General features: G+C 37.8%; 23 protein-coding genes and 1 pseudogene. 14 read left to right on the plus strand and 10 right to left on the minus strand.

Going from position 1 to position 23,780, the window contains the following annotated elements; all coding sequences use genetic code 11:
• Positions 1 to 56: 56 nt before the first annotated feature.
• Entirely contained in the window at positions 57 to 1,046 is a 990-nt protein-coding gene (locus A0J48_RS01310; protein WP_200319588.1) for an adenosine kinase, read from the minus strand.
• Positions 1,047 to 1,209: 163 nt separating this feature from the next.
• On the minus strand, positions 1,210 to 1,338 hold the full coding sequence (locus A0J48_RS27355) for a GUN4 domain-containing protein (protein WP_200319590.1): 129 nt from the start codon (positions 1,336 to 1,338) through the stop codon (positions 1,210 to 1,212).
• Positions 1,339 to 1,811: 473 nt separating this feature from the next.
• Here A0J48_RS27355 and A0J48_RS01320 point away from each other — a divergent pair, with 473 nt between their 5' ends.
• Entirely contained in the window at positions 1,812 to 2,264 is a 453-nt protein-coding gene (locus tag A0J48_RS01320; RefSeq protein ID WP_200319592.1) for a DUF2996 domain-containing protein, read from the plus strand.
• A gap of 46 nt (positions 2,265 to 2,310) precedes the next feature.
• On the opposite strand, the gene A0J48_RS01325 is transcribed toward A0J48_RS01320, so the two are convergent.
• Entirely contained in the window at positions 2,311 to 2,814 is a 504-nt protein-coding gene (locus A0J48_RS01325) for a TM2 domain-containing protein (RefSeq protein WP_200319594.1), read from the minus strand.
• Positions 2,815 to 3,082: 268 nt separating this feature from the next.
• Between A0J48_RS01325 and acsF the strand changes: the two genes are divergently transcribed.
• Both acsF and A0J48_RS01335 read left to right on the plus strand, forming a co-directional pair.
• Positions 3,083 to 4,159 (plus strand): magnesium-protoporphyrin IX monomethyl ester (oxidative) cyclase, encoded by a 1,077-nt coding sequence (gene acsF / locus A0J48_RS01330; protein ID WP_200319596.1) that lies wholly within the window; start codon positions 3,083 to 3,085, stop codon positions 4,157 to 4,159.
• Positions 4,160 to 4,321: 162 nt separating this feature from the next.
• Positions 4,322 to 5,734: a collagen-like protein gene (locus tag A0J48_RS01335; RefSeq protein ID WP_200319598.1), complete on the plus strand. Its 1,413-nt coding sequence runs from the start codon at positions 4,322 to 4,324 to the stop codon at positions 5,732 to 5,734.
• 109 nt (positions 5,735 to 5,843) lie between these two features.
• Here A0J48_RS01335 and A0J48_RS01340 read toward each other — a convergent pair whose 3' ends face one another.
• Both A0J48_RS01340 and A0J48_RS01345 read right to left on the minus strand, forming a co-directional pair.
• Entirely contained in the window at positions 5,844 to 6,422 is a 579-nt protein-coding gene (locus A0J48_RS01340; RefSeq protein ID WP_200319600.1) for an ABC transporter permease, read from the minus strand.
• Between the two features lie 224 nt (positions 6,423 to 6,646).
• On the minus strand, positions 6,647 to 7,222 hold the full coding sequence (locus A0J48_RS01345) for a TIGR04376 family protein (protein ID WP_200319679.1): 576 nt from the start codon (positions 7,220 to 7,222) through the stop codon (positions 6,647 to 6,649).
• 582 nt (positions 7,223 to 7,804) lie between these two features.
• On the opposite strand from A0J48_RS01345, the gene A0J48_RS01350 reads away from it, so the two are divergent.
• Positions 7,805 to 7,999 carry a type II toxin-antitoxin system HicB family antitoxin gene (locus tag A0J48_RS01350; RefSeq protein WP_200319602.1) on the plus strand — a complete coding sequence of 65 codons (195 nt, stop codon included), beginning with the start codon at positions 7,805 to 7,807 and terminating at the stop codon, positions 7,997 to 7,999.
• Positions 8,000 to 8,035: 36 nt separating this feature from the next.
• Here the strand turns inward: A0J48_RS01350 and A0J48_RS01355 are convergent, their stop codons facing one another.
• Positions 8,036 to 8,857 (minus strand): D-alanyl-D-alanine carboxypeptidase family protein, encoded by an 822-nt coding sequence (locus tag A0J48_RS01355; RefSeq protein ID WP_200319604.1) that lies wholly within the window; start codon positions 8,855 to 8,857, stop codon positions 8,036 to 8,038.
• 253 nt (positions 8,858 to 9,110) lie between these two features.
• Here A0J48_RS01355 and A0J48_RS01360 point away from each other — a divergent pair, with 253 nt between their 5' ends.
• The 5 genes from A0J48_RS01360 (at position 9,111) to mnmG (ending at position 13,958) form a co-directional block, all read left to right on the plus strand.
• Positions 9,111 to 10,325: a DNA cytosine methyltransferase gene (locus A0J48_RS01360; protein WP_200319606.1), complete on the plus strand. Its 1,215-nt coding sequence runs from the start codon at positions 9,111 to 9,113 to the stop codon at positions 10,323 to 10,325.
• A 114-nt stretch (positions 10,326 to 10,439) separates the two neighbouring features.
• Positions 10,440 to 11,090, plus strand: coding sequence for a hypothetical protein (locus A0J48_RS01365; protein ID WP_200319608.1), 651 nt, complete (start codon positions 10,440 to 10,442; stop codon positions 11,088 to 11,090).
• Positions 11,091 to 11,244: 154 nt separating this feature from the next.
• On the plus strand, positions 11,245 to 11,712 hold the full coding sequence (locus A0J48_RS01370; RefSeq protein ID WP_234300653.1) for a hypothetical protein: 468 nt from the start codon (positions 11,245 to 11,247) through the stop codon (positions 11,710 to 11,712).
• Positions 11,685 to 11,906 carry a hypothetical protein gene (locus A0J48_RS26695; protein ID WP_234300654.1) on the plus strand — a complete coding sequence of 74 codons (222 nt, stop codon included), beginning with the start codon at positions 11,685 to 11,687 and terminating at the stop codon, positions 11,904 to 11,906. Before A0J48_RS01370 ends, A0J48_RS26695 begins: the two co-directional genes overlap by 28 nt.
• A gap of 135 nt (positions 11,907 to 12,041) precedes the next feature.
• A complete protein-coding gene (mnmG, locus tag A0J48_RS01375) occupies positions 12,042 to 13,958 on the plus strand; it encodes a tRNA uridine-5-carboxymethylaminomethyl(34) synthesis enzyme MnmG (protein ID WP_200319610.1) in 1,917 nt (638 codons plus the stop codon).
• A 124-nt stretch (positions 13,959 to 14,082) separates the two neighbouring features.
• On the opposite strand, the gene A0J48_RS01380 is transcribed toward mnmG, so the two are convergent.
• Positions 14,083 to 14,391 (minus strand): hypothetical protein, encoded by a 309-nt coding sequence (locus tag A0J48_RS01380; protein ID WP_200319612.1) that lies wholly within the window; start codon positions 14,389 to 14,391, stop codon positions 14,083 to 14,085.
• 110 nt (positions 14,392 to 14,501) lie between these two features.
• On the opposite strand from A0J48_RS01380, the gene A0J48_RS01385 reads away from it, so the two are divergent.
• The 3 genes and pseudogenes from A0J48_RS01385 to A0J48_RS27700 form a co-directional block, all read left to right on the plus strand.
• Complete coding sequence (locus A0J48_RS01385) at positions 14,502 to 15,737, plus strand: hypothetical protein (protein ID WP_200319681.1); 1,236 nt, start codon at positions 14,502 to 14,504, stop codon at positions 15,735 to 15,737.
• A 339-nt stretch (positions 15,738 to 16,076) separates the two neighbouring features.
• Complete coding sequence (locus A0J48_RS01390) at positions 16,077 to 17,438, plus strand: NAD(P)/FAD-dependent oxidoreductase (RefSeq protein ID WP_200319614.1); 1,362 nt, start codon at positions 16,077 to 16,079, stop codon at positions 17,436 to 17,438.
• 233 nt (positions 17,439 to 17,671) lie between these two features.
• Positions 17,672 to 17,758, plus strand: a pseudogene (locus tag A0J48_RS27700) (UPF0104 family protein); the annotation flags it as partial.
• 20 nt (positions 17,759 to 17,778) lie between these two features.
• Here A0J48_RS27700 and A0J48_RS01395 read toward each other — a convergent pair.
• Positions 17,779 to 18,276: a GUN4 domain-containing protein gene (locus tag A0J48_RS01395; protein ID WP_200319616.1), complete on the minus strand. Its 498-nt coding sequence runs from the start codon at positions 18,274 to 18,276 to the stop codon at positions 17,779 to 17,781.
• A gap of 198 nt (positions 18,277 to 18,474) precedes the next feature.
• On the opposite strand from A0J48_RS01395, the gene A0J48_RS01400 reads away from it, so the two are divergent.
• Positions 18,475 to 19,059, plus strand: a complete 585-nt coding sequence (locus tag A0J48_RS01400) for a Uma2 family endonuclease (protein ID WP_200319619.1) — start codon at positions 18,475 to 18,477, stop codon at positions 19,057 to 19,059.
• A 63-nt stretch (positions 19,060 to 19,122) separates the two neighbouring features.
• Here the strand turns inward: A0J48_RS01400 and proS are convergent, their stop codons facing one another.
• Positions 19,123 to 20,931, minus strand: coding sequence for a proline--tRNA ligase (proS, locus tag A0J48_RS01405; protein ID WP_200319621.1), 1,809 nt, complete (start codon positions 20,929 to 20,931; stop codon positions 19,123 to 19,125).
• A gap of 627 nt (positions 20,932 to 21,558) precedes the next feature.
• Here proS and A0J48_RS01410 point away from each other — a divergent pair.
• A complete protein-coding gene (locus A0J48_RS01410; protein WP_200319623.1) occupies positions 21,559 to 22,755 on the plus strand; it encodes a response regulator in 1,197 nt (398 codons plus the stop codon).
• Here A0J48_RS01410 and A0J48_RS01415 read toward each other — a convergent pair.
• Positions 22,752 to 23,543, minus strand: coding sequence for a class II glutamine amidotransferase (locus A0J48_RS01415; RefSeq protein ID WP_200319625.1), 792 nt, complete (start codon positions 23,541 to 23,543; stop codon positions 22,752 to 22,754). The two genes, A0J48_RS01410 and A0J48_RS01415, sit on opposite strands and share 4 nt — an antisense overlap.
• Between the last annotated feature and the right edge of the window lie 237 nt (positions 23,544 to 23,780).

Here is a 23,780-nt window from a genome sequence, read left to right on the forward strand (position 1 = left end):
TTTTTTTGGCAAAGCGCAAAATCCAAAATTAATTTTATCCATCTCCCAATTTCCCATTAAGCGGTCAATAATGCCTTTAACTCTTCGGTTTTTAATCTTGGACCGTAGGTTGTAACTATTTTAGAAGCTGCGGTGGATGCTAATTTTCCTGCTGCTTCATAGCTCATACCGTGGGTAATACCATAAAGAAAAGCTCCTGCATACATATCACCTGCACCTACTGTATCGACAGCATGAACTTGAGGTGTAGCTATTTCAATTAATTTTTCCCCATCAAAGACTAAAGAACCTTTAGGGCCACGAGTAATAGCAAATTTATTGCTGAGAATTTTCAGTTTATCTACAGCTACCTGAAAATCTTCTGTTTCTGCTAAACCCAATGCTTCACTTTCGTTAGCAAAAATGAAATCTAAACCAGGTCCAATGATGTCTAATAGACCATCTTTGAAGAATTTTACCATGTTGTAATCAGACAGGGACATGGTGGTTTTAACTCCGGCATTTTTAGCTATGTCTCTAGCTTGGATAGCGGCTGCTTTACCTGTGGGAGATGTGACTAAATAGCCTTCAATATATAAATATTCTGAATCTGCGATCGCTTCTGGAACTAATTCCTGAGTAGAAAATTCTCCTGTAATTCCCAAAAATGTATTCATGGTACGATCAGCATCAGGAGTGACTAATACCAAACATTTACCAGTAATTCCTGCTTGCAGGTCAGCATTTTTTAAGTTAGTATCTACCTGACAATTAAGTAAATCTTGAATGTAAAATTCTCCAAATTCATCATTAGCAACTTTACAGGAATAAAAAGTTTTGCCTCCCAGTTGACTAATAGCTACTATTGTGTTTGCTGCTGAACCTCCACAACTTTTATGACAATGGAGATTTTTGAGATTTTCCAAGATCAGATTTTGACCTTCTTCATCTAGGAGAGTCATTACACCTTTATCAATGTTTAACTTTTCTAGCAACTCTGGAGATACTTCATATTCTATATCTACCAAAGCATTACCCACACCATAAACATCATATTTCTTACCCATTTTAGCTCCTAGAAAAATTATTCTCTGTTATCTGACTCAAACAAAATTGATAATAACAGATATGCAACAAATATAAAAAACTCTAAGTCATCCGTTATTATCTGCGTTTATCTGCTTTTATCTGCGTTTAATTTTGATGCCAATTCTGATGACTGGTAGCAAATTAGTTATTGACTAATATTTTTATTTCTTCATACACTTGTTTTTGAATAGTAAACCCAAAATGATTATGACTATATTCTTGCCAAAGTTGATCAATAGTTTGAAGACTAGATACAAGATATTCTCGCACGGCTTCTATTGGTTTTTGTCTTATCTGATCATCTATCTCATTATCTCTGAATAAAGCTGCTAAATCTAGAGTTTTTTGATGAAAGGAAAAGATAAGTTTTTGAGTTTCTATATCAGCTTCTTACCAATTTTTATCAGCTAAATATTGTTGCAAATTTGTATAATCAATTGTTTGATTGTTCATGATTTTTCTGTTGTTATCTTCAAAAATTAGGTGATTGAACTAAACCCAAATCATTGTTTACTAATGTTTACTAAGTGTGTTCGGATTAAAAAAGGCGATCGCGTAGCACAAATTTACTCTCAAGGTTGTTAGTCAAACTAAATTTATAGATAGAAATCCAAATGGAGATATTACACTTTTCTTGATGCTGTGATTAGACATCCTATGTCAAAATAAAAATGACTGACTACTCCAAGACGAGCTAGTTCTAGCAACAAATCTAAAAGCTAAACAAAGGATTAACCTCAGAAATGGCAGAAGAAACTAATCAAAATCTAGCGGAAACCGAAAAACCTGCTGCTAAACCTGCGGCCAAGAAAGAAAAAGCCCCCGCTGTGGAAGATAAACCGTTTGAAGAGTTTATTCAGCAAGAATACTTACCAGCTTTACAAAAGGCGATCGCTCAGGAAGGAGTACCAGACGTAAACCTGACTTTTGCCAAGCAGAAATATCCTATTGTTGGGTTTGACTCTGCTGAAGAATGCTGGCAAATTATCGGCTCTTGGCAAAGCGGACAGCGGCAGTTTAACGTATATTTCCCCGATGCAGATATTCAAGGTCAAAAGGGATTTTCTTGTAACGAAGGTAAAAAACCGAGTACCCTGGAATCTTTCTTAATAGATGAACGCAAAACTACCCTTGATTTACTGGTATCGCGCTTAGTCTACCGTTTAAATGGTCAAAAGTGGCTAGGTAGAAATTAATTATTGGTCAGTGGTCAGTAGTCAGTAGTCAGTGGTCAATAGTTATTTACAACTCGTGGAAATGGTAAGTAACGGCTCCTGTAACGGGGTCGTTATCTATTCTGGCATAACCAGATTTCATCATTTCTGTTAGGGCCTTTTCCACTTCTGCAAAACTAGCACCAGTAGCCTTGACACCTTGAGTTACGGTTAAATAACCGCCCTTGCTGTCTGCGGCTTCCAGCAATTTAACTATCAGTTGGTCGCCAGTGGGACGGTAAACTTGGGAATTAACAATTGGTTGATTTAGTGGTAAACCCAAAGGCGATAAACCTGCTTTCAGCCGCAAATTTTGTTCATATTCGTCTACCATTCCCGGAATCAGCAGTAAATCGACAATCTGTCCTATGTAAAATAGACCGAAAGTGCAAAACCACAATAAACCTGTTCCAATCTTGCCGTTGTATAAGCGGTGTAAACCACCAACACCCAAAAAACCAGCAGCACACAATATATATGAAGCAACAAGACGGTCTTTATTAGAATTGTTTTGTGTATTCTGTGTATTCATATTTTTATCACCTTTGTGTTGTCTATCTATTTTTGTATTTAAAACGATTAATACTCATATTAATTTAACTACCAACCTCAAGACTGGCATCGGTGATCTTCGCTAAATACCAATTTGCAAATCGTGATTCCGCAATAACTAAAGATTTGTTGCAACTCTTAACGTTTTATTTGCCTTTTTCTCATCTAGACATTGGTACACTGGATTTCATACAAATGTAATTATTGTCCTTAGTTCAAAATAAGAAAGACAAAAGAGCAATCAAGACATGGTAGATTCCCTAAAAAAACCAGGCTTTGAAGAAATGCGTCCTGGGGTCAAAGTCCCCTCTAAGGAAACCCTGTTAACACCCCGGTTTTACACAACAGATTTTGATGAAATGGCGCAGATGGATATCTCCGTCAACGAAGACGAGTTAAGAGCCATCCTCGAAGAATTTCGGGTTGACTACAACCGCCATCACTTTGTTAGGGATGCCGAGTTTGAACAATCCTGGGATCATATTGATGGGAACACTCGTCAATTGTTCATTGAATTTCTGGAACGTTCCTGCACTGCGGAATTTTCCGGCTTTTTGCTGTACAAAGAACTCGGCCGCCGTTTGAAGGATAAAAGCCCTGTCTTGGCAGAATGCTTTAACCTGATGTCACGGGACGAAGCGCGTCATGCTGGCTTCTTGAATAAAGCAATGTCAGACTTTAATCTGTCTCTAGATTTAGGGTTTTTAACTAAGAGCCGTAGTTATACCTTCTTTAAACCCAAATTCATCTTCTACGCAACTTATCTTTCTGAGAAGATTGGTTATTGGCGCTATATCACCATTTATCGCCATTTAGAATCCCATCCTGAAGATAGAATTTATCCAATTTTCCGCTTCTTTGAAAATTGGTGTCAGGATGAAAACCGTCATGGTGACTTCTTTGATGCCATCATGAGAGCGCAACCCCAAATGCTGAATGATTGGAAGGCTAAACTATGGAGTCGGTTCTTCCTATTGTCGGTATTTGCTACAATGTATCTCAATGACATTCAGCGTAAAGATTTCTATGCTTCCATTGGTTTGGATGCACGGGAATATGACATTTATGTGATTAAGAAGACCAATGAAAACGCTGGCCGGGTCTTCCCAGTCATGTTAGATGTGGATAATCCAGAGTTTTACGAACGTTTGGATGTGTGTGTCAAAAATAATGAAAAATTGGCAGCAATTTCTAACTCTAATACTCCTAAATTCCTGCAATTATTCCAAAAATTGCCAATTTACGTATCTCATGGTTGGCAGTTACTAAGCCTATACCTGATGAAACCCATTGATGCTGCTTCTGCTCACGGTCAAGCACGGTAATTTCATTAAATTTTGTCAAAAGATTGGTGGTTCTGTAAACAACAGAGCCATTTTTTTTATGTGCTTCAGTATATTGGGGGAGCAAATACCAAAAAATTAGCGTCATCCAATTTTGGATTTTAGATTTGAGATTTTTGGATTCATATACTAGGTTAAATGTCTATGCTTAAAGGTTTTGGTAGCAAAGTACCACTCCTCCTAACTTTTTGCTTATTAAATAGTTCTGGCTTTTTACCTGCTGCTGCTGTTGATGTTTGTGCAACCAACAATGACAAAGGAGACTATAAAATAGCTGACCGCTATGACCGAAATGGGGATAGAGGGACTGATGGCCGTGGGGGAAGAGATGGTCGCAATGGACAAAATCAAACTGTTTCTGCTGATGGTTCACCGTTAAATCTTGATTTATCAGGTACAAATGGTGAAGATGGGGAAGATGGAGAAAACGGTTCTCGTCCTAGATGTGGTAGAGATTACGGTGACAGAGAAAACAGAGATATTAATGCCCCTGATGGTGGAAATGGTGGGACTGGTGGTAGAGGTGGAAATGGGGGAAACGGCGGTTCTCTCACCGTTTATTACAGTAATTTGGCAGATTTAAAGAACATTTTTGTCCGTGCTGCTGGGGGAGAAAGTGGACGTGGTGGCCGTGGTGGTCAAGGAACAGACGGTTGTAACTGTCGTCGTCGGAGTTGGGAAGTAAAAAGCTGTAAAGGTACTCCTGGCAGTCCTGATTATAAATGTACTAACAAAGTTTATCGGTGTTATGACGGCAGAAATGGCAGTGATGGAAGTGATGGACTAGATGGTAAACGTGGCAGTTTAGGAACTTTAAGTATCATTAATAGTAAAGAACCGTTAGCAAATGATATGCCTTCTCGGACAGTAGCCATTTCTGAATTAGCAAGTCAACAATTCAACCTGTCCAAAAATAAATGGCGAATACGTCAAGGTGCAGTTTCTTTATTAGCTACTGGTTCTGTTATTGCTGATGAATATAGAGAATTTGAAAAGAGATTAGAAGGAACTTTTAAATTAATTTGGCAAGAAAAACAACCTATTAGTAGCTTTGCTAATCAAAATGTCCAACTTAGTTTAAATGATAATCAACAAATAGAAATTGCCTTTCCTGAAGATATGTGGGTTGATGGTAATGCTAAAGTTCAGGATAAATTAACAGAGTTTACTGTTAATTATGCCATTCCTAAACAAGAGGTAACGCGGTTAGCAGTCTCAGAATTTTCTGGTTCAGGACAAAACCTGAATTTAAAAATTGTTGATTTGGCAGCTAAGTCAGATGTAATCAATACTCAATTTAAAGTTAAATATCGGGCAAGAGATAATTTTTCTGGTGCTTTTGATTATCAGACTTTTTATGAAGGAGAAATTCCTGCTACATTAGTAACTCGTGAATATAATCGTTTTACTCTGGCTTTAGGTAAGCTAAAAATTCCCAGTGATGCCCTTAGTTCTGGTACAAATGTGGAGATTGAGTTAGTGGCAATACGTTCTTTAGGTGGACGTTCTGCACAACAAACTCTCAGATGGCAAGGTGCAATTCGCAGGAGTAAATAAGTAGGTGACAGGTGACAGGTGACAGGTGACAGAATGAAAAGTCTTTTATTATCTACATTTTATCATCTGTTGATGTCCTCAGTACCTTGGCTCTTACTATAATTAGTAATTAATTTTTGGAAGATTTGCCTTTATCCGCAACTATTTGGGAGAGTATATTTCCTATCAAATCTAGCAATTGATCTAGAAAAACGCCGATAATAGCGATGTAGAGTAGGGCATCAACTGTATATTTGTAACTACCTGCTTGATACCCCTTCCAAATTAGAAAACCCAATCCTTTCGCACCTACAAGCATTTCGGCTGTAATGACTGTAAACCAGGCTATCCATAAACCCAGTCTCAAAGCTTTAAATATATAATGGATAGCTACGCGAAAGTTATGATCTTGTTTGCGAAATTGTCGGATACCTGTGGCTGTTTCCACAATAATGGACCACAGGACACCAAAAAAAATAACAGAAATAGCTGCGGTTTCGTTTTCTTTAAAAAGAATCAATGCTAGGGGTAAAAATGCTATAGAAGGGATGCTATTTGGGATTTGAAATAATCGAGTAAATAGCTGATAAACTATACCATTAATACCAATCACAAAGCCGATAAATGTACCCAAAACAGCGGCGGGAATATAACCTACAAACAATCGTTGTAGGGTAGCCAAGATGTCCAATAATATACTGTTTTCCATTCCTCAGTTATGATTTGAAACGTCTGGGGAATCCTGAAACAAGAAAACTCAATAGCTGTGGAAAGGAAAAGTTGCAGCAGAGATAAAAACCCAACTAGATTTAATCTATCAGTAAGTAGAATTCTCAAGAATAAATTACATATTATTTTTATAATTTGGTTGAACCCCACAGATCAATCTGGGGGGTTGAGAATTTTGGATTTGGGATTGTTATATCAGCTAAGTTATTTCCCTATATTGCGTTTCATTTGTTCTAACTCATCTTGAGTTTCCCAGCGACGAAACTGTTCTTCTAAGTCGTCAAACTTGCTAGAATAATTACTAGCTGGATTTTGCCAAGCATTGTTTTCTAAACGCTGTTGGGTTTGAGCTTTTGCGCGTGCTGTTTGCGCTTCTGTTGCTTTGGCTTGGACTTCTTGACGACGCTGTTGAATTTTGCGTAGTAGTTCTTGAGATTGGGTAATGCGTTCTTTTAAACCTTGCATCTGTCCCCATTTTTGATTTCCTTCTCGCAGGAGTGCTTCTTGTCTTGCTTGTGCTGGTACAGCTAAATCTTCTCTACCTGCGGCCTTGGCTTTTTGAATACGGATGTGCCAACGTTGTATTTCTTGCGCGGTGGAGAGAATTTCTTCTTGCGATCGCTTCTCCTGCAATTGTAAATCTGCAATTAGTTTTAGTGTATCCTCTTCTTGCTCCCGCAGCTGTTCTAACAGCATCTCTAACTCCAAATGAGGGTTATTCCGCAAGAATTCTTCTAAACGTGCTTCTAAAAACCGACTTAAATCTTCAAATAAACCCACTGTCAGAACTCCAAATGTTGGGTATTTAACTATTTTATTGTAATAAGTCAGCATTCAGCCGTCAGCTATCAGCCATCAGCTATGTACCTTGAATATTGAAATACAAAGCATGAGAACAACCAGATGCAGATAACATTCATGAAATTAAAACTTCAAAATCTTTACTATTGCGGCTATTGGCTGATTACTGATAGCTGAATACTTACTGTAATAATTATTATCGTCAGTGGCACTCCTATAAATTTTTAACTACTCTTTAACTACTTATACATTAGTTATGAGTAGGAATTTATTACTATTTTTTAGAAAAAAATCACCTTAAATCTTTTATTTATACTTCTGTATCATCCCAGGATACATAACTAATAATTTTACATTTTTACCTATATTTATAAACAGTGTGAGCTATTACAGTATCAAGGAATTCCTTTTAATATTAAAAAATAATATAGAATTATAACTATAGAAGTTGCCAGAATAATTAGGAGAATCTAAAATTTGTCTCTCCTGATTATACAACAGTTTTCAAAAGCTGACTGCTGACTACTGATTGCTGACTGCTATAATAGCGATAATTGGGATATGCGATATCAAGTTAAGTTGAATAAAATAGATAAAGTCTACGCTATTTGGTGTCCTGCTTTACCTGGATGCTGGACAGTAGGTGATACGGAACAGGAAGCATTAGACAAAATCAAAGATGTAATTAAGGACTACTTGGCAGGATTTGATGAAGTTACTAAAAATGCGGATTTTTACTATATAGAAGTGCAATAATTTTGCTAAAATTTTGTATAGTTAATTTTTTATCACTTAAATTGGTGTCAACCAATAAGTAACACCTCTAACAGTTTTATCCTTTAAACCAAATTTCGGTAAACTCTCTTCATCCCAACCGAGATAAGTCCAGTGAGGGACATCATTTTCTACAGTTTGAAACCAACCATTTTGGTTCAATGCTTCTCGTTGTGCAGCACTAGATACTCTTAAATCCAGTGCTAATCCCCAGAGATGTTGTGAAGTTCCCGGTGGTGCAACTGTACCGAGAATTCTGGTTTCCTTTCCTTGTTTTACTTGTTCTAAAGTTTGATTGTTAGCGTATTTGTGCCAAAATCTTAAATTGGTAGTAAAACTGCGAGTACAGTCACCAGAATATCCTGATTTTAGAGGAATTTTTACCAAGCTTCTAGCTTTATTAAAAGCATCTGCGGCTACTTTTTGCAGGTAACATTCGCTAGTACCTTCAACTAAAGTTACTCGCATCTTTACCTGGAAATCCTGAGTTTCTTGTTCATTATCTAAAATGACCTTTGGTGGTAGTTTAATTTCTGGGTTTTGATTGATAAATACTGCACCATAAGCTTTTAGTAAAATATATTCATAAGTATTAGGTTGGGGAGTATTGACGATTTTATGGGTAATGGTAGCTAAAAAACGTTGTTGTTCATCTAATTGTTGATTAGGAATAAAGGGTATAGATGGTGTTGTGTTGAGATTGTTTATTTTGGCAGTATTTGGTAATGGTTGATAGTAGTGAATATTACTGCTGGCTACTAGAGTAAAAAATAGGAAGGTGATGATGGTGATAAAAGTTATTTTTCTTAAACGGCGTTTTAGTTTAGAGTGACGTTTCATTGAGAAATCAATTATTGGGACAACTTGGGTTTAATGATATGACAAAATTCTATGAACGTTTGGAAAGTGGGGAGATGTGTATTTTCAGATTCTCTCTGATTTAGAATAACATAGATATAAGTCTATTTAAATTATGCGTATTTAGAGTTGTAATTGCAGACGCACTACCTAAATTTTACTTATAAAAAATGTAAAAAATTAGCCTATAATAAGTTATGTGATATATCTATCATTCAATAGTCAAACTGTATAAATGAAAACAAAAAAATTAACAGCCATCGAGTTGTTTGCTGGTATTGGTGGTTTTCGTCTGGGTCTAGAAAATGCCAATATAGAAACTATATGGGCAAATGATATCAACGAACAGTGTTGTAAAATTTATAAGAGCAACTTTGGACAAGATTCAATTGTCTTAGGCGATATTAACGATATTTCCTTATCGGATCTACCTAATCATCATCTTCTAACTGCTGGTTTTCCTTGTCAACCATTTAGTCCTGCTGGTAAAAAACTTGGAGTTAGAGATAGTGTCAGGGGTACATTATTTGAACGTATTGTGGAAATTATAGATGCTAAAAAACCACAATATTTCTTTTTAGAAAATGTCAAAAGACTTGTGACAATGGAAAATGGCTATCATTTTCGAGTTATTTTAAATGCTCTTTCTGAATTAGATTATTTAATTGAATGGAGAATTATTAGCCCTATTAGTTTTGGTATTCCTCAAAATCGAGATAGAATTTTTATTTTTGGCACTAAATTAAATTATACGAATATCAATTCTCGCCTCTTGGAAAATACATCTGTTTTCTTAACTCAAGAAGATTTAATTGATTTGGAGGATATAGAAACATTGATTAAAAAATATATATTACCCATATCTACAAGTAAAGGCAAGAATTATAATTGGGGAATTGCTTATAAAAATCAAATGTTAACTCGAAATTTATCTACCTTGCCTGATATTCAACCTAGAAAGCGACTAAAAGATATTTTGCAAGAGGAAGCAGTGGTAGATACTCAGTTTGATTTTACAAAAGATACTTTAGAACGGATTAAACAAAGTAAGGCTGTAAATCGTTATTGCCAAGGAGTAGAAATATTATACAACCAAGAAGGAGGTTCGAGATTAGGTTATACAATATTTGGCATTAATGGGATTGCATCAACATTAACTGCTTCCACTTCTAGACATTATGAACGTTATCAAGTAGGTGATAAATTTCGACGTTTAACTAATGTTGAATATGCCAGATTAATGGGTTTTCATGATGATTGGTGTAGAGAAGCAAGAATTTATGACCAATATGCTTTATTTGGTAATGCAATTGTTCCTGTTTGTGTAGAGTGGGTATCTAAGAGAATTGGTAAGAAAAATTTTATGAATGCTAGTCAATTTGAAATTTTGTGTGACTTGAGAACGTCAGAATTCAGACAAAAAATCATAACACCAGTAAACATCCTGTAAATCCTGATTTAGACAGTAAATTTGTTCAGTGTATCAAAATATTAACGAAGAAATTACATAATAAGTATAAATGTGTAATACTACTGTAAATATAGCAGTATAAAGGAACTAAATATGGCTAATTGTCCTAACTGTGGTTCTAATCACATTCAAATTAAACAGGAAACTGATGTAAACTGGGGACGTGCCATAGCTGGGTATGCTTTATTTGGGGTTGTCGGTGCTGCGGTTGGTGCTGTTACAGGTGAAGATAGAAATGTTAATGCTTGTTTAGACTGTGGCACATCCTGGAAACCGCAAGATTTATATAATCTTTTGCAAGTTATTGAAAAATATACAGGTGTAAAACTAAATTTAGCTAAAGAAAGTCATCGTTCATTTATGAATAACTTTGTATCTATAATTATTCCTTATTTAGAAATAATTCCAGATACAGAGAAAAAAGGTGAACAACTTATTGCCAAAGCAAAAAAAGAAGCGGAAGTACCAGAAACCAATGGATATGCTGTTATAGCTGCTCTTGTCTTTTTGTTGTTGGCAATTTTTGGTGCTTTCATTATTCCGGGAGATAATGGTTTTACTTTTGCTTTTATTTGTTTCCTAATATTTGTGTTTTGCATTATCTTTGGATCAACTCAAAAAGACCAAAAAGTTATTGATGAAGCAGTAGAAAATGCCAAATTAAAAGCGATAGAAATGAATCGTCAAGTTGAAAGAAACCTGAAAAGAGAAATCAAAAATTTTATGGAGAGAAATCCTTTGTAATCAATAATATTTAACATCCTGTAAATCCTTAAATCCTGGACATCCTGATTCAGACATTTAATTGCTTGAATGTATCAAAAGTTTAATAAACCACTTGCATAAGAGGTTAAAAATGTAATAATACTGTAAGTATAGCAGTATAAAGGAACTAAATATGGCTAATTGTCCTAACTGTGGTTCTAATCACATTCAAATTAAACAAGAAACTGATGTAAACTGGGGACGTGCTATAGCTGGGTATGCTTTGTTTGGGGTTGTCGGTGCTGCGGTTGGTGCTGTTACGGGTGAAGATAGAAATGTTAATGCTTGTTTAGACTGTGGCACATCCTGGAAAGCTCAAGATTTATATAATCTTTTGCAAGTTATTGAAAAATATACAGGTGTAAAACTAAATTTAGCGAGACAACGTGATCGTTCATTCATGAATAAATTTATATCTGAAGTTGTCCCTTATCTAGAAATAATTGCAGATACAGAAAAAAAGGTGAAGAACTTATTGCCAAAGCAAAAAAAGAAGCGGAAAGTAAAGCTTTTGTCGGATGTAGTCCTTTGGGTTGCTTATTCTTTATATTTGGTATACCAACCATTATATCTTTGGGTGCAAATTCATCTCTTGGAGTAATTATTTTGCTTTTTATGATTTCATTACCTTTGATATTAGGCTTTATTATTGATGGTTTATCAGTTACAGCAAACCAGAAAAATGTTGAAGAGGCAGAAGAAAATGCTAAATTAAAAGCAATAGAAATGAATCGTCAAGTTGAAAGAAACATGAAAATAGAAATCAAAAATTTTATGGAGAGAAATCCTTTCTAACCAATCAATAATATTCAACATCCTGTAAATCCTTAAATCCTGGAAATCCTGATTCTGACAATTAACCAAAATATACGCTAAAATACCCACAGTAACTAACTTTTTTAAATTTTAACTTTTAATTCCTAACTACTTATGACCATGCACAATTCAGTAGAATTCCAAGACGCTTATGATGTCATCGTCGTCGGTGCAGGTCACTCCGGTTGCGAAGCAGCTTTAGCTACTGCCCGCCTCGGTTGTCGGACTCTGCTGTTAACCCTTAACCTAGATAAAATCGCTTGGCAACCTTGTAACCCCGCAGTCGGTGGACCCGCTAAATCCCAATTAACCCACGAAGTAGACGCATTAGGTGGAGAAATTGGTAAGATGGCCGATCGCACCTACTTACAAAAACGCATCCTCAACTCTTCACGAGGACCAGCAGTTTGGGCGTTAAGGGCGCAAACCGATAAGCGCGAATATGCAGCAGTCATGAAAGGAATTGTCGAAAACCAAGAAAATTTGACAATTCGAGAAGGCATGGTGACAGATTTAGTCTTAGGAAAGAGTGATGAAATTATAGGTGTTGAAACTTATTTTGGTGTCGCTTTTGAATGCAAAGCTGTAATTCTAACCACTGGGACATTTTTAGGTGGGAGAATTTGGGTCGGTAATAAATCTATGGAAGCTGGCCGCGCAGGAGAATTTGCGGCCGTAGGTTTAACAGAAACCCTTAACCGCTTGGGTTTTGAAACCGGAAGATTAAAAACCGGTACACCTGCACGAGTAGATAAGCGGTCTGTAGATTACAGTAAAATGGAGCTGCAACCAGGAGATGAAGAAGTCCGCTGGTTTAGTTTTGACCCCCAAGCGTGGGTAGAACGGGAACAAATTCCCTGTCACATGACCAGAACTACTAAAGAAACCCACAGATTAATACAAGAAAACTTGCACCTATCCCCTGTTTATGGTGGTTGGGTAGAAGCAAAAGGACCCCGTTATTGTCCGAGTATTGAAGATAAAATAGTCCGCTTTGCAGATAAAGAAAGTCATCAAATCTTCATTGAACCAGAAGGAAGAGATATACCAGAATTATACATCCAAGGATTTTCTACAGGTTTACCAGAAAATCTGCAATTGCTGATGTTGCGTAGTCTTCCTGGTTTGGAAAACTGCTTTATGCTGCGTCCTGCTTATGCGGTAGAGTACGATTATTTACCTGCGACTCAGTGTTATCCCACATTAATGACCAAGAAAGTAGAAGGGTTATTTTGTGCTGGACAAATTAACGGGACAACTGGTTATGAAGAAGCTGCTGCACAGGGTTTAGTCGCGGGAATTAATGCAGCGCGGTTTGTCCGGGGTCAAGAAATGATTATTTTCCCACGTGAGCAAAGTTACATCGGGACTTTGGTTGATGACCTCTGTACTAAGGATTTACGTGAACCTTACCGGATGCTTACGAGTAGGTCTGAGTACCGCTTATTACTGCGTTCCGACAATGCCGATCAACGGATGACACCCTTGGGTAGAGAAATTGGGTTAATAGACGATCGCCGTTGGGATTTATTTACCAGCAAACAAGAGCAAATTGTAGCGGAAAAAGAACGGCTGCATTCCACTAGAATTAAAGAACATGAGGAAGTGGGACGTGCGATCGCACAGGATACCCAACAAGCAATTAAAGGTTCAATAACCCTCGCTGACCTGTTGCGTCGTCCAGGAATACACTATGTTGACTTAGAAAGATACGCACTAGGCAACACCAGTCTTAACCAAGCGGAAAAAGAAGGGGCTGAAATAGACATTAAATATTCTGGATACTTAGCAAGACAGCAAAACCAAATTGAGCAAATCGCTCGTCAAGCAAATCGCCCCTTACCTGCCGATTTAGATTATAGTGCAATTGATACCCTTTCTAAAGAAGCTAGAGAAAAGCTGACCAAGGTGAAACCCTTAACAATTGGGCAAGCAGCCCGCATTGGTGGAGTTAACCCCGCTGATATCAATGCCTTGTTAATTTACTTAGAAATCCGTAAAACCAAGGTACAAAGCGAGGTTTCAGTCTAGACAGACACAAAAACTCATTCAAGGCGAGTATATTTAGGAGCAACTACAGAAGACTCATAGCATTTCCTAGTCTAATGAAGTACAAAACTATCTGCGTTTATCTGCGTCCATCAGCGTTTAATTATTACTGCTTGTACCTCACTGGAATGGGAATTGCTATATCACCTGCTATGCAAGAAAAAACTGGCTTTTCTATTCCAGATTTCTTCTTCTTTCTTACTCCTGAAGTGCGAAGCGTGGTGTAAGCCATACTCCTGGAACTCCTGGAACTCCTGAACTTCTGTAACTCCTGAACTCCTGAACTCCTGAACTCCTGAACTCCTGGAACTCCTGGAACTCCTGAACTCCTAACATCTAAATAGATTACATAGATTCTTGAAGTAAAATTATCAATTCTTTCCAAAGCAGAGTACAATTTAATACCATTGCTCAATCAATTTATCTCCTCTGGGATGAGTGATTAGCTTTTTGATTAAAAAACTCGATTTCCCAGTCACTATGGGTTTCGTTGCCCTTTCTTAGCAGCTAAATCAGAGGATGTCTATGATACCAGAAGCCAGCACCCATCTAATTATTTCCGAAGCCGTAGAGGAATTACTTCCTAACGAAGCCCTGTCCATAGAGACTTACGCTGAAGGCTTGATGGATGATCTCTTCACCGATATCGACAACATTCTGGATGCTCGTAGAAAACGCCCTGCAAAAGCTGTGAGGGCAGAATACGTGCCTGTACAAACAGTGACGGTAAAAATGCCAGAAGTTGTTTTACCACAAACAGTACATCGTGCAGTTCAGGCAATGTCGCCAGTCAAGAGCCAGCAAACGAGTACACTGGTATTTAACGCTCCTTCCGTAAATGCAATTACCAAAAAGACTGAGCAAAACCGTGGAGGTTTAACTAACCTGCTCATCCTGGGAGCAACTTTAAGCGCGGCAATGGTGGCTACACTGTATTTAACAGAGTCAGAATTAATCAATAAGCTGACTGACAAATTAATTCCGCAGACGTTACAAACCAGTCAGGTACAAACACCTGTAGTCCCACAACCAGACCCTCAAGCAGAGTTGGTTAATTATATGTTGGAAGCTTTAGCGGTCATAGACCAGCAAAGTAATACACCAACACCTCCTAAGTCTGGTTTCCCTGATGTCAACCTTAGCCAAGCAAACTCTCTAGCTTTACCCAATACCCAACCTGTTGGGACTTTACCTCCACCAGTTGCAGCTAACAATGTCTCACCTGCACCTAGTCGAGTTACAAATGTTGTAGAGCGAATATATATTCCTGTTTATCAAGCACCTCCTCCTGTAAACCCACTACCACAAGTTCCACCAGTACCAGCACAGCTATCTGCACCTCAAGCTTCTGCACCTCAAGCCGTAAAAGATACATCTAAAAATACACAAGTAGTAACCAAACCGATACCAGCAAAATCTTTACCAGCGGCTGTAAAACAAGCCAATAATTCTCTTGTACCCCGCATTGCACCACCAAAACTGCCTACAGCCACAACATCTGTACCAGCAACCAGACCAGAACCAGCAACAACTGCAATTCAGCAAGTTTATTTACCTACCTATTCAGCAGAGTTAGAGGGATTATTAGAGTTAGGTAGTAAGTCTGCGGCTTTATTTAAAGTTGATGGTGTGACTCGTCGGATTAATTTAGGAGAGAATATTGGTGCTACTGGTTGGAATCTAGTAGAAGTGAGTAACGGTGAGGCAATTATCCGTCGTAATGGTGAAGTGCGCTCAATTTATGCCGGTCAGAAATTGTGATAGTTATTAGCAGGGGAAAGATAACAGGTGACAGAGAAGAAGCAGGGGAACTGAGGAGATGGGGAGCTATCAAGTCAAAAGTCAAAAGTCAAAAGTCAAAAGTAATAACTCCTGCCTTCTGCCTTCTGCCTCCGGTTGGTGAGCGAAGTCGAACCACTGCCTTCTGCCTTGTCAAAACGACAATTTTTAACGCCTACCTACTTATTTTGAGTCATTAGTAACGTTGACTACTTTTATAATTTTTTCAAGTGTTCTCAATAGACGGCAAAATCTATTATGATTTTGTTACATATTTGTTAAGAAAAGTTACATGATTCTTAACAAAAGGGAATATTTGTTATGGGTATTTCACGTGATCAGAAAGCTCCACATGAGGTTGTTATCATTGGTGGTGGCTTCGGTGGACTATATGCGGCAAAGACTCTTGCTAACACAAATGTAAATGTTACTCTCATTGATAAACGTAATTTTCACCTATTTCAGCCGCTGTTATATCAAGTTGCCACAGGTACGTTATCACCTGCTGATATTTCTGCACCATTGCGATCTGTATTCAGAAAAAGTAAGAATACACAAGTGGTGCTGGGAGAAGTCAGTGATATTGATCCAAAAGCGCAAACAGTCATTGTGGGTGATCAGGTAATACCTTATGATACATTGGTTTTAGCCACAGGTGCTAACCACTCCTATTTTGGTAAGGATAACTGGAAAGAATTTGCTCCTGGCTTGAAAACAGTGGAAGATGCCATAGAAATGCGTCGTCGGATATTTTCGGCATTTGAAGCAGCAGAACAAGAAACTGATCCCGAAAAACGCCGTGCTTTGTTGACTTTTGTGATTGTGGGTGGTGGTCCAACTGGTGTAGAATTAGCGGGTGCGATCGCAGAATTAGCATACCAAACTCTCAAAGAAGATTTCCGCAACATCGACACCTCAGAGGCGAAAATTTTACTATTGCAAGGGGGCGATCGCATCCTCCCACACATTGCACCAGAGTTATCAGCAGCAGCAGAAGTTTCTTTGCAAAAATTGGGTGTAATTATCCACACTCAAACCAGAGTGACAAATATTGACAATGACATCGTTACTTTCAAGCAAAGTGATAAAGTACAAGAAATTGGCTCAAAAACTATATTGTGGGCAGCAGGTGTTCAAGGTTCAGCACTGGGGAAAGTCCTGGCAGAACGTACAAATGTAGAATGCGATTACTCTGGAAGAGTAATTGTCGAACCCAACTTGACCATTAAGGGTTATAAAAACATTTTCGTAATTGGAGATCTAGCCAGTTTCTCCCATCAAACTGGTAAACCCTTACCTGGTGTTGCACCCGTAGCCAAGCAACAAGGAGAATACGTAGGTACACTCATTCTCATCCGGCTTCATGGTCATACTTTACCAGAATTTAGCTACACCGACGTGGGTAGTTTGGCAATGATTGGCCAAAATTTAGCTGTTGTAGATCTAGGCTTCATTAAACTCAAAGGTTTCATCGCTTGGGTATTTTGGCTAGTCATTCACATCTACTTCTTAATCGAGTTTGACACTAAATTAGTAGTTGTATTTCAGTGGGCATGGAATTATATTACTCGTAATCGTCGCTCTCGATTGATTACAGGTAAAGAAGCATTTTTGGGTCCACAAATTATTAGCAATAACAGTCCTTTCCAGGCTACAGAAACTAAGCAACCAGTCAAGGTCTAGGATTTTTGTGGAGACAACTATCGGTTTCTTTTCCCCCTGTGCAATCAATGATTAGTTATTTGTAAGCATTCAGGATACAGAATACAGGATTCAGAATGAATGAGAGTTTTCGAGTTATTCTTGATAATTGATGAGAAAACGTACTGCTGTAGCTCACTACTACAAACAAATATTCTGACTCCTGACTCCTGAATTCTTACACATTATTAATTGTTAATATAGCCGTGGACAGGAGTGCGATCGCTCTTGATCGTCTCATTAGTATTTTGGCTGAAACCGCTGGTGCTGCTTTAGCTTCCCTGGATGAACGACGGGCTAATGAGGGTATATTGAAAAAGGTTTACAAATCTGGATGGGAGAGGAGATACATTCTGGCTAAAATAGCTTCATTCCATTCAACTACCCACCACCATGCTACTATACACCCCCAAGCACGACTAGGTAGGTGGGCTTTTGGCGCTGTTAAATTACAATCAATGTCTTTGTAGTTTAACCATTTTTTTGATTGTTTCCATCCTATTTGCTCACAAAAAGCTTGCCAATTTTTTTGGTAATCCTTTTGTGTTCCTCCTAAACTTTGATAAATCTGTTTTTGGATGGAAAATCCAAAGTGATCATTGCTGTATTTTAGCCACAATTTATCAATTGTTAGCAGCTTTTTAAGGGGAAATTTTTTAATATCTTCTAATCCTAAAACACCTTCTTTTTCTCGGTTGGCTATTTTCAGAATTAGTCTTGCTGTTTCGTAGTCTGCTTCTTTCCAGTTACCTGTTGCTAATAGTGTATCTAGCTTTTGATAGTCAGCGCCTGTTGAGGAAACTAATTGATTTGTATTCATATATAATTAAGTAAATTCTAGCTTAAAAAACTTTTATAAATATCAAGAGTAACTTGTTGAAAACACCAAATCAACCAAACCGAACAATTTAAAAAAGGCTTACTCCCAAAAATGTTTGTGTAGATTGTTAAAATTAAATCAACTAACCCAGAGCTAAACTGACCCCAAGCAACTGCAAACCGTAGGAAGTAACGAACTATGATCGCAGCCAATGAAAATTTCCCCACCCTAACGCCCGAAGCATATTTCACTTGGGAAGAAAAGCAACTAGAAAAACACGAACTGATCAACGGTCAAGTTTATGCCATGAGCGGTGGTAGCGTCAATCACGGTCGTATTGCTATCCGCTTCACCTCCATGTTTGATACCCATTTAGAGAATAGTGGTTGTATAACTGGGAATTCTGATATCAAGATTAACATTGTTGAGACGAATAACTATACCTATCCAGATGCGAGTGTAACTTGCGATGAACGAGATAAAAATACTTCCAACTATTTTACTTATCCCTGCTTAATCGTTGAAGTTCTCTCAAAAACTACCGAAGCCTATGATCGCGGTAGCAAATTCAGAATGTATCAACATAACCCCGTCTTGAAAGATTACCTATTAGTTAGTTCCACCAGCATAGAAATCGACCTGTATCACAAAAATGATGCCGGACAATGGATGATTATTAACTATGAAGAAGGCGACATCATTGAACTAAAGAGCATTAATCTCAATTTCCCCATTGAGCAAGTCTATCGCGGTTTAACCCTTGAACCAGAGAATAGGGAATAGAAATAAATTTAGCCATTTTTGTATCAATGGCAGGCAAGATACCTGCCCCACAAGATTTTGATTTTAACTCTCTATCGCTTCTTTAACCCATTGTTGTAATGTATTAACAACTTCCTCAATAGCAATTTCTTGAGATTCACGAGTGGCGCGTTTTACTACTTCAACTTTACCATTTGTAATCGCCCGACCTGTGACAATTCGATAGGGAATACCGATTAAATCAGCATCTTTGAATTTAACACCTGCGCGTTCATCTCGGTCATCAAGTAATGTTTCTACACCTGCTTTGTTAAGTTCGGTGTAAAGTTTTTCGGCAACTTCGATTTGTTGGGCATCTTTGATGTTAGGAATGGTGACAATGGCGTGATAAGGTGCGATCGCTACTGGCCAAATTATCCCATCTTTATCATAGGATTGTTCTACCGCTGATTGTGCTAACCGTGACACTCCCACGCCATAACATCCCATAATTAAAGGTTTTTCTTCCCCTTGTTCGTTGGTATAAGTTGCCCCCATTGCTTGGGAATACTTTGTACCCAGTTGGAAGATGTGACCTGCTTCTATACCTCTAGCTGTTTGTAGGGTTTGGCTAGGGTCGTGAACAGAGCGATCGCCTACTTTTGCCTTACGAATATCTACTACTAACTCAGGTAATTTAAACTGCTCACCCCAATTTGCACCAACTACGTGAAAACCAGTTTCATTTGCACCTGTAACAAAGTTCTTTAACTCCACAGCGGTTTGATCCACCAACCGCACAAATTTAGAACTTACTTGTTTACTGCCAGTAATATAATCATCACCTAAATCCGGGGCGATGTAACCTAAAGGTAAAGATTTTGCAGACCAGCTTGCAATTATTTCGTTAGTGGGTACACTGATAGAAAGGACAGTTTTAGCACTAAATTGGGAAGCTAATTTAGTCAATTCGTTTTGTAATTTGACTTCATTAACTTCCTGATCTCCCCGAATGTTTACCAATACCAAAACAGTCAAGCCGTTATCATAGACAGTTTGATATAAAACGTTTTTGACAATTTGGGTATGGGAACACTCCAGAAAAGCACAAAGTTTTTCTATTGTGTCTGTGCCTGGTGTTTCCCGTTTCTCAAAGTTGGTAAAAGGAGAAGTTTGGGCATCCGCAGGTAAAGAAACCGCTTTTTCTACATTCGCTGCATATTTACCATCTGCGGTATAGAGAACTTCATCTTCTCCTGCATCCGCTAACACCATAAATTCTGTCGAACCAGAACCACCTATAGCACCAGAGTCAGCTTCCACTGCGCGAAAAGCTAAACCAGCACGCCGCAGCATATTACTATAGGCTTGGTACATATCCTGGTAGGTTTTCTTTAAACTTTCTTCATCAGCGTGGAAAGAATAACCATCTTTCATAATGAACTCTCTACCACGCATCAAACCGAAACGGGGACGAATTTCATCCCGGAATTTGGTTTGAATTTGATACAAATGTAGAGGTAATTGCCGATAGGAACGAATCATATCACGGGCAACGGTGGTAATTACTTCTTCGTGAGTCGGCCCAAGTCCCAATTGTTGTTCCCTTCTATCAATGAGGGAAAACATGATTCCTTCAGCTTTAGTATAAGTATCCCAGCGTCCCGACTCCTTCCATAACTCAGCCGGTTGTAGCTGTGGTAGCAAACATTCTTCCGCACCAGTAGCGTTCATTTCTTCTCGCACTATTTGAGAAACCTTCTGTAAAACCCTCCACATCAAGGGGAGATAAGCATAAACACCACTACCGATGCGACGGATGTAACCTGCGCGGAGTAACAATTTATGACTAGGAATTTCCGCATCCGCAGGATCATCTCGAAGGGTAACAAATAACTTTTGTGACAGTCGCATCGTTTTTACCTTTACCAGTTTGCTAATTTGCTGAACACTAATAATAGTCTGTCTTGACAACGCCTACTGCGTTAACAAAGTTTATAAGAAAAAAGGCTGAAAACCCTTGAGGTTAAGTTTTTTTGCCAAGCTCTGAAACTTAACCGTCCAAAAGTTAGAACTCTAAAGCGATCTTTGAATTGGCGATCGCTAAGACACCCAAATATACATAAAACCTACAACCCTTTATCATACCATAAAAACAATTGTGCAAGAGGTCTAATATCACTTAGAGTTTTGGCAAAGATCTCCTGATGATCTTGAGTATTTACCGTCAAACAGATCTAGGGAAATTTAAAGATTTTTTGATTTTCAGGCAAAATTTCCGAGTTTTCACGGTAGAAAATCTATTAACAAACGTTAATATTTATGTAATAACTTGGAAATTATCTAAATTTTTATGTAATGAACTGACCAAAAAGTTAACTCATATTTAACTAAATATCTTCAGCTTATTAGTAAAATCAAGTTAAAGAGTTTTTAGATTGGGGATTTTCGTTAGCGAAGCTTACACAGCACAGCAGGTAATTTAAATTTATATTTTAGCAATATTGATCAAAGTCACTTTTATGAATTTAGGGAGCAACTATGGCCAATTATCACCTCATGGAATTCCATCAAATTCTCAAAGAATTTAATACTTGTACGCAGTTACAATATAATGGCAAGTTAGACATTAAAAATAATCAAGGTAAAACCTGGAGTTTTTATTATCAACTTGGACGGATGGTTTGGGCAACTGGAGGCACACATCCCTATCGTCGATGGTTGAGAAATATGGCTCAAAATTGTCCCTATTTGAATATAAATTATGTCCATTATTCTGCGGAAAGTATCTTAATAGATTATTGGGATTATCTGCTGCTAGAAAATTTATATGCTACTCAGAAAATTCAACCAGCAGAAATTAATAGTATTGTGGAAAACACAATCATAGAAATTTTATTTGATCTGGCTCAACAGAAGCATTTATCATCTTTTAGCTGTGAACGTAACCAAGAATTCATAATAAAATCACCGCTGATTTCTACAAGTACAAATATGTTTGTTAAACAAGCACAAGCATCTTTGCATGAATGGGTAGCAGCAGGATTAGAGGATATTTCTCCTTCTTTATCTCCAGTTTTACAAAAACCAGAGCAACTGCAACAGTTGGTGAGTCCATTAGTCTACAAAAACTTTGAGAGATTAATCAATGGTAAACATACTCTCTGGGATTTAGCGGCAAAAATGAATCAGAGTCTATTATCAATTACTCGTTCTTTACTTCCTTATATTCAACAACAAATTGTGGATTTGATAGAAGTATCAGATTTACCATTACCCACAAATAATATTAATAATAACCATCAGATTGCACAAAGTAAAAAAGGTAGATATCCGCTGATAGCCTGTATTGATGACAGCTTGCAAGTCTGTAAAATGCTAGAGGGAATTATTACTGCTAATGGTATGAGGTTTATGAGTATTCAAAATCCTGTAGACGCTTTACCAATGCTAATTGAAAATAAGCCAGACTTGATTTTTTTGGATTTAGTGATGCCGGTTATCAATGGTTATGAACTCTGTAATCAATTACGACGCAGTTCTGTCTTTACCCAGACACCAGTAGTTATATTAACTGGGAGTGATGGTGTGTTTGATAGAGTGCGATCCAAGGTTTTTGGAGCAACGGAATTTATCACCAAACCTGTAAAAACTGACCAGGTAATAGGGATGGTTGATAAATATTTACAGCCTGAACAGAAAGTAGAAAAGTTATCTAACTTAGTAGTTTCTTATTAATTGTCAATTGTTGAATAATCAAATTTGATTGGTAAACCATCTTGAAATATGAGGATTTCTCCAGGTGAGATTGGTGTCCAAACTTCGTTATCTGTAAGAGGAGTAGTGGCAATGACGGCAACACGGTCGCTGGGTGTAGTTAGCTCACTAAAATCTACAGTCATCTCTTCATCAATTAAGTGTGCGGCTGCAAAGGGCGCTTGTCGGATAATGTAACAAAGTTTGGTAGAACAGTGGGTAAAGAAATGTTCTCCATCGGATAGTAAATAGTTAAAAACGCCGATGGATGCTAATTCTTCCGTCACTTTACGTAACACAGAATAAAGCAATTTTATCGGTGGTTTACCTTCAGGAAAACTGGATCTTAAAGTGTTGAGAATTAAGCAAAATGCTTGTTCGCTATCTGTATCGCCTACAGGTTGAAAAAAGCCATGATTTTGAGGATGAAAATCTGGTAAATTCCCGTTATGGGCAAATGCCCAATACCGTCCCCAAAGTTCCCTTTGAAAAGGATGGCAGTTTTCTAGGGCAATTTTACCTTGGGTAGCTTTGCGGATATGGGCGATGACATGGGTGGAGTGGATGGGATAACGTCGGACTAACTCTGCTAGAGGAGAAGCTACAGAGGGTTTAGCATCTAAAAAAATCCGACATCCTTTACCCTCAAAAAAAGCAATACCCCAACCATCGCTATGTTCATCGGTTTTGCCTCCTCTAGCGGAAAACCCTTCAAAGGAGAAGCAAATATCTGTTGGTACGTTGCAATTCATTCCTAGCAGTTGACACATAAGGCAGGAAGAAGGTGACAGGTGACAGTTAAGAGGGAATAGGGAATAGGTGACAGAAGGCAAGAGGCAAAAGGCAAAAGGCAAAAGATGATTCTCTTCTACTCCCCTACACCCTACACCCTTACACCCTTTTTACCAAACTCTAAACTCTTTTTAGGTCATTTTAATGCAGTTATCAGGGATTTCTCAGAGCGATCGCCGATGATAGGTCAATTCTCATGGGAATGGCTTGGCTAT

The sequence above is a fragment of the Sphaerospermopsis aphanizomenoides BCCUSP55 genome, assembly GCF_001586785.1.
Taxonomy (GTDB): domain Bacteria; phylum Cyanobacteriota; class Cyanobacteriia; order Cyanobacteriales; family Nostocaceae; genus Sphaerospermopsis_A; species Sphaerospermopsis_A aphanizomenoides_A.

Coding starts and splice junctions, on each gene's coding strand:
- proS (WP_200319621.1), bottom strand. CDS start 20,931: ATGCGACTGTCACAAAAGTTATTTGTTACCCTTCGAGATGATCCTGCG.
- A0J48_RS01310 (WP_200319588.1), bottom strand. CDS start 1,046: ATGGGTAAGAAATATGATGTTTATGGTGTGGGTAATGCTTTGGTAGAT.
- A0J48_RS01360 (WP_200319606.1), top strand. CDS start 9,111: ATGAAAACAAAAAAATTAACAGCCATCGAGTTGTTTGCTGGTATTGGT.
- A0J48_RS01415 (WP_200319625.1), bottom strand. CDS start 23,543: ATGTGTCAACTGCTAGGAATGAATTGCAACGTACCAACAGATATTTGC.
- A0J48_RS01385 (WP_200319681.1), top strand. CDS start 14,502: ATGATACCAGAAGCCAGCACCCATCTAATTATTTCCGAAGCCGTAGAG.
- A0J48_RS01400 (WP_200319619.1), top strand. CDS start 18,475: ATGATCGCAGCCAATGAAAATTTCCCCACCCTAACGCCCGAAGCATAT.
- A0J48_RS01365 (WP_200319608.1), top strand. CDS start 10,440: ATGGCTAATTGTCCTAACTGTGGTTCTAATCACATTCAAATTAAACAG.
- acsF (WP_200319596.1), top strand. CDS start 3,083: ATGGTAGATTCCCTAAAAAAACCAGGCTTTGAAGAAATGCGTCCTGGG.
- A0J48_RS01395 (WP_200319616.1), bottom strand. CDS start 18,276: ATGAATACAAATCAATTAGTTTCCTCAACAGGCGCTGACTATCAAAAG.
- A0J48_RS01355 (WP_200319604.1), bottom strand. CDS start 8,857: ATGAAACGTCACTCTAAACTAAAACGCCGTTTAAGAAAAATAACTTTT.
- A0J48_RS01320 (WP_200319592.1), top strand. CDS start 1,812: ATGGCAGAAGAAACTAATCAAAATCTAGCGGAAACCGAAAAACCTGCT.
- A0J48_RS01335 (WP_200319598.1), top strand. CDS start 4,322: ATGCTTAAAGGTTTTGGTAGCAAAGTACCACTCCTCCTAACTTTTTGC.
- A0J48_RS01340 (WP_200319600.1), bottom strand. CDS start 6,422: ATGGAAAACAGTATATTATTGGACATCTTGGCTACCCTACAACGATTG.
- A0J48_RS01325 (WP_200319594.1), bottom strand. CDS start 2,814: ATGAATACACAGAATACACAAAACAATTCTAATAAAGACCGTCTTGTT.
- A0J48_RS01350 (WP_200319602.1), top strand. CDS start 7,805: ATGCGATATCAAGTTAAGTTGAATAAAATAGATAAAGTCTACGCTATT.
- mnmG (WP_200319610.1), top strand. CDS start 12,042: ATGACCATGCACAATTCAGTAGAATTCCAAGACGCTTATGATGTCATC.
- A0J48_RS01390 (WP_200319614.1), top strand. CDS start 16,077: ATGGGTATTTCACGTGATCAGAAAGCTCCACATGAGGTTGTTATCATT.
- A0J48_RS01370 (WP_234300653.1), top strand. CDS start 11,245: ATGGCTAATTGTCCTAACTGTGGTTCTAATCACATTCAAATTAAACAA.
- A0J48_RS01410 (WP_200319623.1), top strand. CDS start 21,559: ATGGCCAATTATCACCTCATGGAATTCCATCAAATTCTCAAAGAATTT.